The sequence below is a fragment of the Streptomyces sp. NPDC101165 genome (genome assembly GCF_044768135.1).
Lineage (GTDB): Bacteria > Actinomycetota > Actinomycetes > Streptomycetales > Streptomycetaceae > Streptomyces.
The window spans coordinates 726,797-738,582 of sequence record NZ_JBIWPG010000001.1 but is presented as its reverse complement, the minus strand read 5'-3'; the positions used below and the strand labels follow the sequence as shown (position 1 = coordinate 738,582).

General features: G+C 69.0%; 9 protein-coding genes and 1 pseudogene. 5 read left to right on the top strand and 5 right to left on the bottom strand.

The features are described 5' to 3' along the window. The first annotated feature begins 119 nt into the window (after window positions 1-119). Window positions 120-956 (top strand): aldo/keto reductase, encoded by an 837-nt coding sequence (locus tag ACIRVH_RS03220; protein WP_403947681.1) that lies wholly within the window; start codon window positions 120-122, stop codon window positions 954-956. 108 nt (window positions 957-1,064) lie between these two features. On the opposite strand, the gene ACIRVH_RS03215 is transcribed toward ACIRVH_RS03220, so the two are convergent. After that, entirely contained in the window at window positions 1,065-1,676 is a 612-nt protein-coding gene (locus tag ACIRVH_RS03215; RefSeq protein WP_403947680.1) for a hypothetical protein, read from the bottom strand. A 189-nt stretch (window positions 1,677-1,865) separates the two neighbouring features. On the opposite strand from ACIRVH_RS03215, the gene ACIRVH_RS03210 reads away from it, so the two are divergent. Beyond that, window positions 1,866-2,561: a glycoside hydrolase family 75 protein gene (locus tag ACIRVH_RS03210; RefSeq protein WP_403947678.1), complete on the top strand. Its 696-nt coding sequence runs from the start codon at window positions 1,866-1,868 to the stop codon at window positions 2,559-2,561. Between the two features lie 13 nt (window positions 2,562-2,574). Here ACIRVH_RS03210 and ACIRVH_RS03205 read toward each other — a convergent pair whose 3' ends face one another. The 4 genes from ACIRVH_RS03205 to ACIRVH_RS03190 form a co-directional block, all read right to left on the bottom strand. Continuing rightward, window positions 2,575-3,276 (bottom strand): SDR family oxidoreductase, encoded by a 702-nt coding sequence (locus ACIRVH_RS03205; protein ID WP_403947676.1) that lies wholly within the window; start codon window positions 3,274-3,276, stop codon window positions 2,575-2,577. A 115-nt stretch (window positions 3,277-3,391) separates the two neighbouring features. Then, a complete protein-coding gene (locus ACIRVH_RS03200; RefSeq protein WP_403947674.1) occupies window positions 3,392-4,294 on the bottom strand; it encodes a class I SAM-dependent methyltransferase in 903 nt (300 codons plus the stop codon). Window positions 4,295-4,461: 167 nt separating this feature from the next. After that, window positions 4,462-6,186: a glycoside hydrolase family 6 protein gene (locus ACIRVH_RS03195; protein ID WP_403947672.1), complete on the bottom strand. Its 1,725-nt coding sequence runs from the start codon at window positions 6,184-6,186 to the stop codon at window positions 4,462-4,464. A 39-nt stretch (window positions 6,187-6,225) separates the two neighbouring features. Then, window positions 6,226-7,701, bottom strand: coding sequence for a cellulose binding domain-containing protein (locus ACIRVH_RS03190; protein WP_403947671.1), 1,476 nt, complete (start codon window positions 7,699-7,701; stop codon window positions 6,226-6,228). Between the two features lie 258 nt (window positions 7,702-7,959). Between ACIRVH_RS03190 and ACIRVH_RS03185 the strand changes: the two are divergent. The 3 genes and pseudogenes from ACIRVH_RS03185 to ACIRVH_RS03175 all read left to right on the top strand — a co-directional run bounded on the left by ACIRVH_RS03185 (window position 7,960) and on the right by ACIRVH_RS03175 (window position 11,778). After that, a pseudogene (locus tag ACIRVH_RS03185) lies at window positions 7,960-10,876 on the top strand (glycoside hydrolase family 48 protein). Window positions 10,877-11,121: 245 nt separating this feature from the next. Next, window positions 11,122-11,247, top strand: a complete 126-nt coding sequence (locus ACIRVH_RS03180; protein WP_403947810.1) for a cellulose binding domain-containing protein — start codon at window positions 11,122-11,124, stop codon at window positions 11,245-11,247. A 57-nt stretch (window positions 11,248-11,304) separates the two neighbouring features. Beyond that, window positions 11,305-11,778 carry a hypothetical protein gene (locus tag ACIRVH_RS03175; RefSeq protein ID WP_403947669.1) on the top strand — a complete coding sequence of 158 codons (474 nt, stop codon included), beginning with the start codon at window positions 11,305-11,307 and terminating at the stop codon, window positions 11,776-11,778. Window positions 11,779-11,786: the final 8 nt, after the last annotated feature.

Genomic DNA, 11,786 nt, shown 5'->3' with positions numbered 1-11,786 from the left:
GTTCCGGGAACTGACTCACGGGTCAGTCGGCACGGATTCCGCGGTCAGGAATGCAGGTCGGCGCGTGATCGTTGACGATGGGAGTACCACCTGTCGACAACCGAAGGATCAAGAAGCTCGTGAGCAGCAAGGTCCCCCCGATCATCCTCAACAACGGCGTCGAGATGCCCCAGCTGGGCTACGGCGTCTGGCAGGTGCCGGACGACGAGGCCGAGCGGGCCGTCGCCACGGCGCTCGAGGCCGGGTACCGCAGCATCGACACAGCCGCGATCTACGGCAACGAAGAGGGCACCGGCAAGGCCATCGCCGCCTCCGGCCTGCCCCGCGAGGACATCTTCGTCACCACCAAGCTCTGGAACAGCGACCAGGGGTACGACTCCACGCTGCGCGCGTTCGACGCGTCGCTGGAGAAGCTGGGTCTCGATCACCTGGACCTGTACCTGATCCACTGGCCGCTGCCGTCCCGGGACAAGTACCTCGACACCTACCGGGCGTTCGAGAAGCTCTACGCCGAAGGCCGCGTCAAGGCGATCGGTGTCTCCAACTTCCTCCCCGAGCACCTGCAGCGACTGATCGCGGAGACCTCGGTCATCCCCGCGGTCAACCAGATCGAGCTGCACCCGCACCTGCAGCAGCGCGCGGCGCGTTCGCTCCACTCGGAGCAGGGCGTCAGGACCGAGGCCTGGTCGCCGCTCGGCCAGGGCAAGGGCCTGCTGGAGGTGCCGGCCATCGTCGCCATCGGCCAGAAGCACAACCGCACGCCGGCCCAGGTCGTGCTGCGCTGGCACATCCAGCTGGGCAACGTCGTGATTCCGAAGTCCGTGACGCCGTCGCGGATCAAGGAGAACATCGACGTGTTCGACTTCAGCCTGGACGACGAGGACCTCGCGGCGATCAGCGCCCTGAACGAGGACCGCCGCCTCGGCCCGGACCCGGCCACCTTCGACATGGGCTGACACCAGCCCGACGAACGGCCGTTCACCCTGCTGGAGCAGCAGGGCGGACGGCCGTTCTCCTGAACTCCCCTGCCCGAGGGCGTTGTCCGGACACCGGCTCGGGACCGGTCAGCCCACGTGCACGTCCGTGTGCACGACCTCGAACTCCTCCAGGCCGACCACGTTCACATGCGCCTTGGCGACGCCTTCGTGCCGGGCAGCCGCCTGGCCGGCCCGCGAGGCCACCATCGAGTCGCGGTCGACGAAGAGGGCGCCGACCTGGCCCGTGCCGCGCTCCCGGTCGACGAGCAGGCCGGCCGCGGCCAGGCCCGGCAGCGTCTCCATGCGCGGAGCCACGGTCGACCGGAACGTCTCGGCGACCAGATCGATGTCCGCGGGGTCGAACTCCACCCGCGTGACGCGCAGTCCGCCGCCCATGCGTGGTGGCTGGAGGGGGTGGTACACCACCGCCTCGAAGTTCTCCACCGTCAGTGTGCCGGCGAACGGCCCGAGCATGGCCTGCCTGCGCAGCCGCATGACCTCGTCGCTGTTGTGCCGCGCCTCGGCCGTGTCCCACCAGCTGACGCCCAGCAGCTTGCCGAGGTCCCGGTCCACGAATACCCCGGCTCCGCAGTAGCCCGGACGTTCCTGGAGCAGCTCGCGCCCTTCCGTGTTCAGGGCCCTGACGGCCGTGTCGATCTTCGTGGGGTCGCCGGTCACATAGACGGTGCGTACGAACATGACGATTCGCCTCCCAGTTCGACATGACCAGTGTTCCCCGAGGGGCAATTCACTGCATCCGGTGGCGAAGTGGCAGCAAACGGCCCAGCCTGCGCGACTTCCCCGCGGGGGCTTGACGAGGACATGCGGGAGGGGCCACCTTGTACGGCACCCGGTAAGGAAACTTTCCTAACAGAAGGGTCCCCCACAGTGCGTCTTCGAACACTGACCCTCGCCGCGGCCTCCGGGGCCGCCCTCCTCGCCGCCGGAGTGCTGCCCGCCAACGCCTCGGGCAACCCGGCACCCGCCTCCGCCCGGGAGGGCTCGGTGAGCGCGGCCGACCTGCTGGCCAAGGTGACGTCCTGTTCGCAGATCTCGAACGGCAAGTACAAGACCGACGACGAGACCTCGGCCACGGTCCCCGTGTGCGGCAAGAACGGCGCGGTGTTCTGGAAGGCCGACATGGACATCGACTGCGACGGCCAGCGCACCACCAACTGCAACGAGAACCGCGACCCCTGGTACCAGGACGACACCGCCTTCCACCAGTCCGACGGCAAGCCGCTGAAGGCGGAGTCCCTGCCGTACGTCGTGGTGCCCAGCTCCAGCAGCATCTGGAACTACTCCGGCGCGGGCATCAAGGGCGGCGGTGTCGTCGCCGTCATCTACAACAACAAGGTCGAGTACGCCGTCGTCGGCGACACCGGCCCCACGAAGATCATCGGCGAGGCCTCGTACGCCACCGCCAAGGCGCTCGGTATCGACCCCGACCCGGCCACCGGCGGGGCCGACACCGGCGTGACGTACATCCTGTTCAAGAACTCCAAGGTCTCCCCCATCGAGAGCCACAGCGCGGCCGTCTCCCTCGGGGACCAGCTGGCCAAGCAGTTCCTCGCAAACAACTGAGGTCCCGCGTACGTCAGTTGGGCTGCCCCAGCGGACGTACGACCACGGTGTTGATGTCGACCCCGGCCGGCTGCCGGATCGCCCAGACCACCGAGTCGGCGATCTGTTCCGCGGTCAGGAGATGCCCCGGAGGCAGGCTGCCGAGCCCGTCCCAGAACGGGGTCTCCACCCGGCCGGGGGCGACCAGCGTGACGCCGATGCCGAACTCCGTGACCTGGCGCCGGGTGTTCTCGGCGAGCCCGGTGACCGCCCACTTCGTGGCGCCGTAGAGGTTGCCCGGCGTGTTCACGAACCCGGCGACACTGCCGATGAGGACGATCCGGCCCCCGGTCTCCTTCAGCGCGTCGACGGAGGCCCGGACGAGCAGGGCGGGGCCGAGGACGTTGGTGAGGACCATCTCGGGCCAGCCGGACGGGTCGCCGTCGGCGACGGAGTCGTGGGTGGCGGAGCCCGCGTTGGCGACGACGGTGTCCAGTCGGCCGTACGCCTTGAGCGTGCGGCCGACCGCGTCCTGTACGTCGTCGAAGGCCGACGCGCTGCCCGCGACCGTCAGTAGTTCGTCGGGATTCCCCAGGCTGTCGGCGAAGTCCCGCAGCCGCTGCTCCCCGCGCCCGGTGACCGTGACCCGGTACCCGGCGTCGAGCAGCTGCCGGGCGACGGCGGCGCCGATACCGCTGCCGCCACCGGTGATGAGTGCGACCGGAGCGTCGTTCATGGTTTCCCCCCTGCGTCTCGGTGAAGACCCGCAGTCCATCACTTCGAGCGTTCTCCAAGTCAAGTCCCTTTACAGGTAAGGCAGTACGGCACCGAGAGGAGGTGGCGGCGGGTGTTCAGACCGGCCGTACCGCCGTGTGGACCGTGTACGCGCCGAGGACGAACACGTCAGGCCTGCGGTGCACGCTCGCCGCATCGGCCGGGTCGAGCAGCCGGTCCAGGGTGGCCAGGTCCTCGGCGTCCAGGCTCTCCGCGCCCGCTTCACGCAGCCGGGCCAGGGAGGCGGCGACATAGGCACGGGCCCGGTCGGTCGCCGGGGCCGGCAGGTCGAGCAGGAAGCTGCGGGTACGGGTGTGCTTCAGGCCGACGGAGGTCAGCAGAGCCGACCAGTCCTCGGTCACCGCGAGCGAGCCGGGCAGGTCGGCCCGCATCCGCGCGAACCACTCCGCCTGCACCACATCCAGCCGCTCCTGAAGTCCGGGGCGTCCGATGCCGAAGTCACGGGGCAGGAAGCGGGAGGGCAGGCCGCCTTCGAGGAGGGCCAGGGTGCCACCGGGGGCGACCCGGGCGGCGAACGCGGTGAGCGCGGCCCGCTGGTCACCGAGGTGGTGCAGGCTGCGGCTGGCCCACAGCAGATCGGCCGGGTACTCCAACTCGTCCAGTACACCGGGAAGTTCACCGGCGACCGTCTCGAAACGGTCCGCCACACCCTGTCGTACGGCGCGGTCGCGGGCGCGCTCCAGCAGCGGCTCGGCGCTGTCGACGGCCACGATCCGCGCCCCGGGGAAGGCCTCGGCGAACAGGCAGGCGACGACGCCGGGGCCGCTGCCCGCGTCGACGATCAGCCCCGGCTCGGTCACCTCCTTCGCCAGCCAGGCCATGGCCCGCTCGTAGACGGGGGTGAACAGCTCCGCCTGCGTCTCCAGGTGCGGAGCCATCTCGGCCCAATCGATGTCGGTGTCGTGCGCGGGCCCGTGGCGGTGGCCGCGGTCGCGCTCGTGGTGGTGGTCGTGCGCCATGGTGCCCAGCCTCTCGTCGGTGTGCGGTCAGCGTGCGACGGCGCACCGGCCGCGGGCCAGTGGTGTTGCCGGTCCGGCAAAAACCGGATGCGGACCGCTCGGCGATGGACCGGACGATCCGCCGGGGCCTGTCCCTGGAGGACAGACCCCGGCGGGCGCTCATCCGGTCAGGACAGCGGCGGAGAGGCGTTCTGCATCAGCTGCTGGAACTGGGCGGAGAACCAGTGCCCGGACAGCGGTGCGTTCGGCAGGGCGCCCGACATGCTGTTGCCGTTGCGGGCATTGCCCGTGTACGTCGGGTCGCACATGCGGTCGAAGCCCTTGCCCTCGTCGTTCGCGATGGCGCTGCTGGAGCCGTCGGACTCGCCCGGGGGCTTCATCCACACGTAGGCGTCGATCCCGGTGGCCGGGGCGGCCTGGGGGCGTTCGCCGAGACCGGCGCCGGACTGGTTGCACCAGTTGCCGACGTGGATGCGGCGGTCGTAGCGGCCGCCGTCGACATAGGTGTCCACGCTGGTCTTCGGGCCGGGGCCGGTCGGGCGGGCGGTGCCGCCCCAGCCGTTGCGGGAGGTGTCGATCAGCATGCCGATGGTGGAGTCGAAGCCGACCGACACCAGCTGGGTGCGGAAGGCCTGGGCGAAGGACAGCTCGTCGACGTAGCGGTTCCAGTCGACCCACTTCGACTGGCGCACCGAGGTGCCGTTGACGCTGTCGCTGACGGTGAAGTTGTCCTCCTTCAGGGCGCTGTAGTTCGCGGTGTTGGTGATGAAGCCCTGGACGTCGTCCACCGTGGCGCCCTCGCTGGTGGCGGCCTGCTTGAAGACGTTGGCGGCCGCGCCGAAGTTGTCGTCCCAGCCGATCCAGCCGTGGTGGCCGGCGTCGAGGTAGTTGTAGACGTTCGGGATGGCGCCGAGCTTGGCGAGGGCGTAGCCGACGCCCTTCACGTAGTTGCCGTTGGCGAGCATGGTGTCGCAGGCCGGAGTGGCGGTGGCACGGCTGCCGGTGTTGGTGACGAGGTTGGGCAGCGAGTCGATCTCGATGGTGGTGACGATCCTGAGGGAGGCGTACTTGGGGTCGGACAGGATCGCCGCGATCGGGTCGATGAACTGCGTCTTGTACGTGTCGATCTCGGTGGGGCCGAGTTCGCCGTTGGAGGCCAGTGCCGCGCAGTCCCGGCCGGGCAGGTCGTAGACGACCAGCTGGACGACCTCTTCGTTGCTGCCCTTCTGGGCGAGGGCCGCGTCCAGGTGGGCGCGCAGCCCCATGCCCCCGTTGACTCCGTCGATCGCGGCGATGCGGTCCAGCCAGACGCCGGTGGGCTGGTTGGAGACGCGGCTGCCGCCCGGTTCGGCGGCGGCCTTCGCCGACCACTCCGGGTTCACGTACACCTTGGCGCCGGCGTAGGGGTTGTCGACGCGGGTGCCGGTGCCGCCGCCGTTCCCGCCGCCGCCTCCGCCGCCCCCGCTGCCGCCGTCGTCGACGTTGCAGGTGACGCCGTCGAGGGTGAACGTGGTGGGTAAGGCGTTGGTGCCGCTGTAGGACCCGTTGAAGCCGAAGCTGACCGAACCGCCTGTGCCCAGCGTGCCGTTGTAGGTCTCGTTGTCGGCGGTGACGGCGGTGCCGCTCTGGGTGATCTTGGCGTTCCAGCCGCTGGTCACCCGCTGGTTTCCGGCGTACGACCACTTCACCGACCAACTCGACTTCGGAGCCGCGTTGTTGGTGACGGTGACGGCGGCGGTGAAGCCGGTGTCCCACTGGTTCTGCACCTTGTAGTCGACGGTGCAGGGGATGGAGGTGGTGGCGGCGCCGGCCGGCGCGGCGGTGAGCGCCGTCCCGGAGGTCCCGGCGACCAGCACCAGGGCGGCGAGCAATGACGTTCTGGTACGACTCATGAGTGCGGGTTTCCTTCTTCCGTGAGTCTTGCCCGGGGCTTACGGGTTGAGGGCGCGCAGATGGTCACGCAGCCCGATGCCGTACGCGGTGGGTGTCCCGTCGTAGGCGGTGATCAGGGACGGGCCGGAGGAGCAGTCCCAGGTGTTCCAGGTCCAGCCGAGGTAGGACAGGTCGCGGTCGTCGAACCACTTCATGACCTGGTCGACGAAGCCGTGCGAGCAGGTGTTCTCGCCGATCTCGCCGGCGACCAGCGGCACCTGGGCCGCGACCGGGGCGAGCGTGGAGTTCCAGCAGCTCTCGCTCGCACAGGTGTTGAAGTTGTAGACGTGGTAGGCGGCGGCGAGATTGCCGGTCGGGTCGGTGGGCTTGTACGTCAGCCACTGGCTCAGGTCGTTCGAGTACGCGAGCCCGCCGGCCATGACGACGTTCTTCGCGCCTGCGCCGCGGATGCTGTCGACGAGATCCTGCACACCGGCGACCTCGTACGAGATCCCGGGGCAGGTTCCGCCGTCCCGCCAGCACTTCCAGGCGTCCGTCGTGCTGGAGGTCGCCCGGTCCGGGTAGGGCTCGTTGAACAGGTCGAACACGGCCGCCCGGTCGTCCTTGAAGGTGCCGGCGACCGACGCCCAGAAGGACGGGGCGTACTGCATGTCGGGCATCGGCTTCTGGCAGGTGGCGTGCACGTCGGAGCAGCCGGAGGAGTTGCCGGTGTACTGGCCGTAGGACCAGTGCATCTCCAGGATCGGGGTCATGCCGTGCGCCTCGACGCGGGCCACCAGGTCCTTGACGGCGTTGATGTAGTTCGTGCCGCCGTACTCGGGCTTGATGTTGGAAAGACCCAGCCAGCACTCCTCGTTGAGCGGGATGCGGACGGCGTTCGCCTTCCAGTCGGCGATCGCCTCGACCGCCGCGTCGTCCACCGGGCCGTCCCAGATGCCGTAGCCCTGCACGCACATGAACTCGCCGCCGGAGCGGTTCACGCCGAGCAGGCGACGGGACGTGCCGGCGGCGTCCACGAGCTTGGTGCCCGAGACGTGCAGGGCGGGCGCGGTGCCGGTGGACGGGGGCGGATCGGTCGGCGGGGGTGTCGTCGGGTCGGAATCCACGTTGCACGGGGTGCCGTTGAGCTTGAACGTCGTCGGTACGGCGTTGCTCCCCGACCAGGAGCCGAGGAACCCGGCACTGACACTCGCGCCGGCGCCGAGGGGGCTGTTCCAGCTCTCGTTGGCGGCGGTCACGGTGGTGCCGGACTGGGACCACTTGGCGTTCCAGCCCTGGGTGACCTTCTGACCGCTCGCGAAGTCGAAGCCGAGCTGCCAACCGGTGAGTGCGGAACGGATGTTGGTGATCTTCACGGAGCCCTGGAAGCCGGTGTCCCACTGACTGGTGACGGCGTACTCCACCGTGCAGGCGGGGGTGGCTCCCTCGGCCGTGACCACCGGGACGACCGCGCTTCCAAGAAGCGCGACCACACCGGCGACGGCTAAAAGTACTGAACGCGGGGGGTGTCGCATGAGCGACTCCTTGCAGCTTGGCGCGCCGTGACGGACGCGTCGACTGAATGGAATCGCTCCCACTGGTGCGAAGGAAGGTAGCGCCAAGTGGCTCGATTGCCCAGGGGAGTTGCCTGACTTTTCCTCAACGGAGTACGTCGAATCTTTTCGACTCTTCAAGCACCTTGACCGCTCTCACCCCCATCCCCACTATGGGAGCGCTCCCACTGGTTCAAGCCTTGTCTTTCCGAGCCGCAAGCCGCAAGGAGGAACCAGCACATGGATCCCGGACGCAGACCCAGAGCCGCCCGGCGGTGGTGGACCGCCGCACTGGCAGCGCTCGCCCTGCCCCTGACGATGCTCGCCACCGGCACGACGGCCGCGCACGCGGCGACCGTCCAGTGCAGCGTCGACTACAAGACGAACGACTGGGGTTCCGGCTTCACCGCCGACCTCACGATCACCAACCGCGGTACGGCCGCGATCGACGGCTGGACCCTGACCTACGACTACACGGGCAACCAGAAGCTGACGAACGGCTGGAACGGCACCTGGTCCCAGTCCGGCCGGACGGTCACCGTGCAGAACGCCTCGTACAACGGCACGATCGCCGCCGGAGCCGCGGTCTCCACGGGGGCGCAGTTCACCTACAGCGGCACCAACGCCGCCCCCACCTCCTTCGCGGTCAACGGCACCACCTGCGCCGGCGCGCACCAGCCGCCGGTCACCGTGCTGACCAGCCCCGGCGCGGGCGCGGTCTACACGCAGGGGGACGCGGTGCCGCTCGCGGCGACCGCGGCGGCGGCCGACAACGCAACGGTCGGCAAGGTGGAGTTCTACGACGACACCACGCTGCTGGGCACCGACACGAGCGCGCCGTACTCGCTCTCGGTCTCCAGTTTGACCGTGGGCAGTCATTCACTGGTGGCGAAGGCGTACGACAGCCTCGGCGCCTCCGCGGAGTCCACACCGGTCGGCATCACGGTCGCCTCGGGACCCGCCGTCGTGGCCTCGCCGACCCAGCTGGGCATCCAGCAGGGCAGGACGGGCTCGTTCTCGGTGAAGCTGTCGACGCAGCCGAGCGCGAACGTGACGGTGAGCGTGGCCCGCACGGACGGCAACACGGGCCTGTCCGTCACCGACGGCTCCTCGCTGACCTTCACCCCGTCGAACTGGAGCACCGCGCAGCCGGTGACGCTCACGGCCGACGCCTCCGGCACCGGGAGCGCCACCTTCACGGCCTCGGCGACCGGCCACACCAAGGCGACGGTCACGGTGACCGAGCTGGCCGCGACGAAGGCGTACGACGCCCGATTCCTGGACCTGTACGGGAAGATCACCAACCCGGCGAACGGCTACTTCTCCCCCGAGGGCATCCCGTACCACTCGGTGGAGACCCTGATCGTGGAGGCCCCGGACCAGGGCCACGAGACCACGTCGGAGGCCTACAGCTACCTTCTCTGGCTGCAGGCCATGTACGGCAAGGTCACCGGCGACTGGTCGAAGTTCAACGGCGCGTGGGACCTCATGGAGAAGTACATGATCCCCACCCACGCCGACCAGCCGACGAACTCCTTCTACAACGCCTCGAAGCCGGCGACGTACGCCCCGGAGCTGGACACACCGAACGAGTATCCGGCGAAGCTGGACACGTCGGTGCCGGTCGGCTCGGACCCGATCGCCGGCGAGCTGAAGTCGGCCTACGGCACGGACGACGTCTACGGCATGCACTGGATCCAGGACGTGGACAACGTCTACGGCTACGGCAACGAGCCCGGCACGTGCGAGGCGGGGCCGACGGCCACCGGGCCGTCGTACATCAACACCTTCCAGCGCGGTGCGCAGGAGTCGGTCTGGGAGACCGTCCCGCAGCCGACCTGCGACGCCTTCAAGTACGGCGGCACCAACGGCTATCTGGACCTGTTCACCGGCGACTCCTCCTACGCCAGGCAGTGGAAGTACACGGACGCCCCGGACGCGGACGCGCGTGCGGTGCAGGCCGCGTACTGGGCGGACGTGTGGGCGAAGACGCAGGGCAAGGGCGGTGACGTGTCCGCGACGGTCGCCAAGGCCGCGAAGATGGGCGACTACCTGCGGTACGCGATGTACGACAAGTACTTCAAGAAGATCGGCACCTGTGTGGGCGCCTCGTCCTGCCCGGCCGGCACCGGCAAGGACGCCTCGCACTACCTGCTGTCCTGGTACTACGCCTGGGGCGGCGCCACCGACACCGGCGCGGGCTGGGCCTGGCGGATCGGCTCCAGCCATGTCCACGGCGGCTACCAGAACCCGCTCGCGGCCTACGCCCTCAGCTCCTACGCCGACCTGAAGCCGAAGTCGGCGACCGGCGCGGCCGACTGGAGCAAGTCGCTGCAGCGGCAGCTGGAGTTCTACCAGTGGCTGCAGTCGTCCGAGGGCGCGATCGCGGGCGGCGCGACCAACAGCTGGCAGGGCCGTTACGCCACCCCGCCGGCAGGCATGTCGACGTTCTACGGCATGTACTACGACTGGCAGCCCGTCTACCACGACCCGCCCTCGAACCAGTGGTTCGGGTTCCAGGCCTGGTCGATGGAGCGGGTCGCCGAGTACTACCAGCAGACCGGGAACGCCACCGCGAAGGCGATCCTCGACAAGTGGGTGAAGTGGGCGCTGTCCAAGACCACGATCAACCCGGACGGCACCTACCGGATCCCCTCCACCCTCCAGTGGTCGGGCCGGCCCGACACCTGGAACGCGTCGAGTCCCGGCAGCAACAGCGGACTTCACGTCACCGTCGCCGACTACACGAACGATGTCGGCGTGACGGCCGCCTACGCCAAGACGCTCACCTATCTACGCCGCCGAGTCCGGTGACACGACGGCGAAGTCGACGGCTAAGGCGCTGCTGGACGGCATGTGGGCCAACTACCAGGACAGCCTCGGCATCGCGGTCCCCGAGACCCGCAGCGACTACAGCAGGTTCGGCGACAGCGTGTACGTGCCGAGCGGCTGGAGCGGCAAGATGCCGAACGGCGACGCGATCAACTCCTCCTCGACGTTCTCCTCGATCCGGTCCTTCTACAAGAACGACCCGGCCTGGTCGAAGATCGAGGCCTACCTCAAGGGTGGCGCCGCGCCCGTCTTCACGTACCACCGCTTCTGGGCCGAGGCGGACATCGCCCTCGCCATGGGCTCGTACGCGGAGCTTCTCGAATAAGTCCCGCTGATCGCTCCGCGTGCACGACCCCGTCACAGGGCGACGGGGTCGACCGGGCCGGGCGGCCCCCCACCCGCACAGGGGGCCGCCCTGTCGTCGCGCGTTCACCTCGAGGAAGGACCCCCACCGTGCGAAGAACCCGCATCCTCACCGCCGTGCCGGCCCTCGCGGCCGGCTTACTCGCGGGCACCCCGCCCGGCGGCGCCTACCGCCGGCAGTCGGGCGCGACGGTGACCGCGAAGAACATGAGCCGGAACGCCGACGTGGCGACTGGTTCGTCGGTGAGCTTCGGGTTCACCGGGAGCTGGTCGGGGCCGAACACGAAAACGACCTCCTTCGAGCTGAACGGCTCATTCTGCAAACTCAGTTGAGCTTACGCAAACTGTTCCCCAAGACTGCCTAGTCATCACAACGGGGGTTCGTGGTTCATGGCCTGGGACGAATGGGAACAGCTGAAGAGCCGGGCTGCTGAGCAGCAACCGACGCATGTGCAACTGAACCACGCACCGGACGCCGTGGGCGGTGCCGGCGGCGCGGACCTCGTCGTCCATCAGGACGACCTCGGCGCCGTCGGCCACGAGGCTTTCCAGCTCCACGCTCGCCTTCACGACCAGGTCGACATCGCCGGAGCCGGGGCCGACGACCACGGTGCCGGCACGACGATGCAGGCCGCCGCCGCACTGAAGAGTCACCATTTCGCGATGGGGGCGGGGCTCGAGACGACCGTTTCGGTGTGGACTTCCCAGATCAAGGCGGTCCTGCAGGCCTTCGCTCACATCTCGAACCACCTCGACTTTTCGAAGAAGCTGCACGCACGCGACGACGGGACGATCGCCGCCGAGATGCGGAGCCGGGACGGGTCCGCCGTTCCTGTGTCCGTTCTGAACAGCTACTTCAAGTGACGGGGGCA

Excerpts from the sequence above, each read along its gene's own strand:
- ACIRVH_RS03215 (WP_403947680.1), bottom strand. The coding sequence starts at position 1,676 with ATGTTCGTACGCACCGTCTATGTGACCGGCGACCCCACGAAGATCGAC.
- ACIRVH_RS03180 (WP_403947810.1), top strand. The coding sequence starts at position 11,122 with ATGAGCCGGAACGCCGACGTGGCGACTGGTTCGTCGGTGAGCTTCGGG.
- ACIRVH_RS03205 (WP_403947676.1), bottom strand. The coding sequence starts at position 3,276 with ATGAACGACGCTCCGGTCGCACTCATCACCGGTGGCGGCAGCGGTATC.
- ACIRVH_RS03175 (WP_403947669.1), top strand. The coding sequence starts at position 11,305 with ATGGCCTGGGACGAATGGGAACAGCTGAAGAGCCGGGCTGCTGAGCAG.
- ACIRVH_RS03200 (WP_403947674.1), bottom strand. The coding sequence starts at position 4,294 with ATGGCGCACGACCACCACCACGAGCGCGACCGCGGCCACCGCCACGGG.
- ACIRVH_RS03195 (WP_403947672.1), bottom strand. The coding sequence starts at position 6,186 with ATGAGTCGTACCAGAACGTCATTGCTCGCCGCCCTGGTGCTGGTCGCC.
- ACIRVH_RS03190 (WP_403947671.1), bottom strand. The coding sequence starts at position 7,701 with ATGCGACACCCCCCGCGTTCAGTACTTTTAGCCGTCGCCGGTGTGGTC.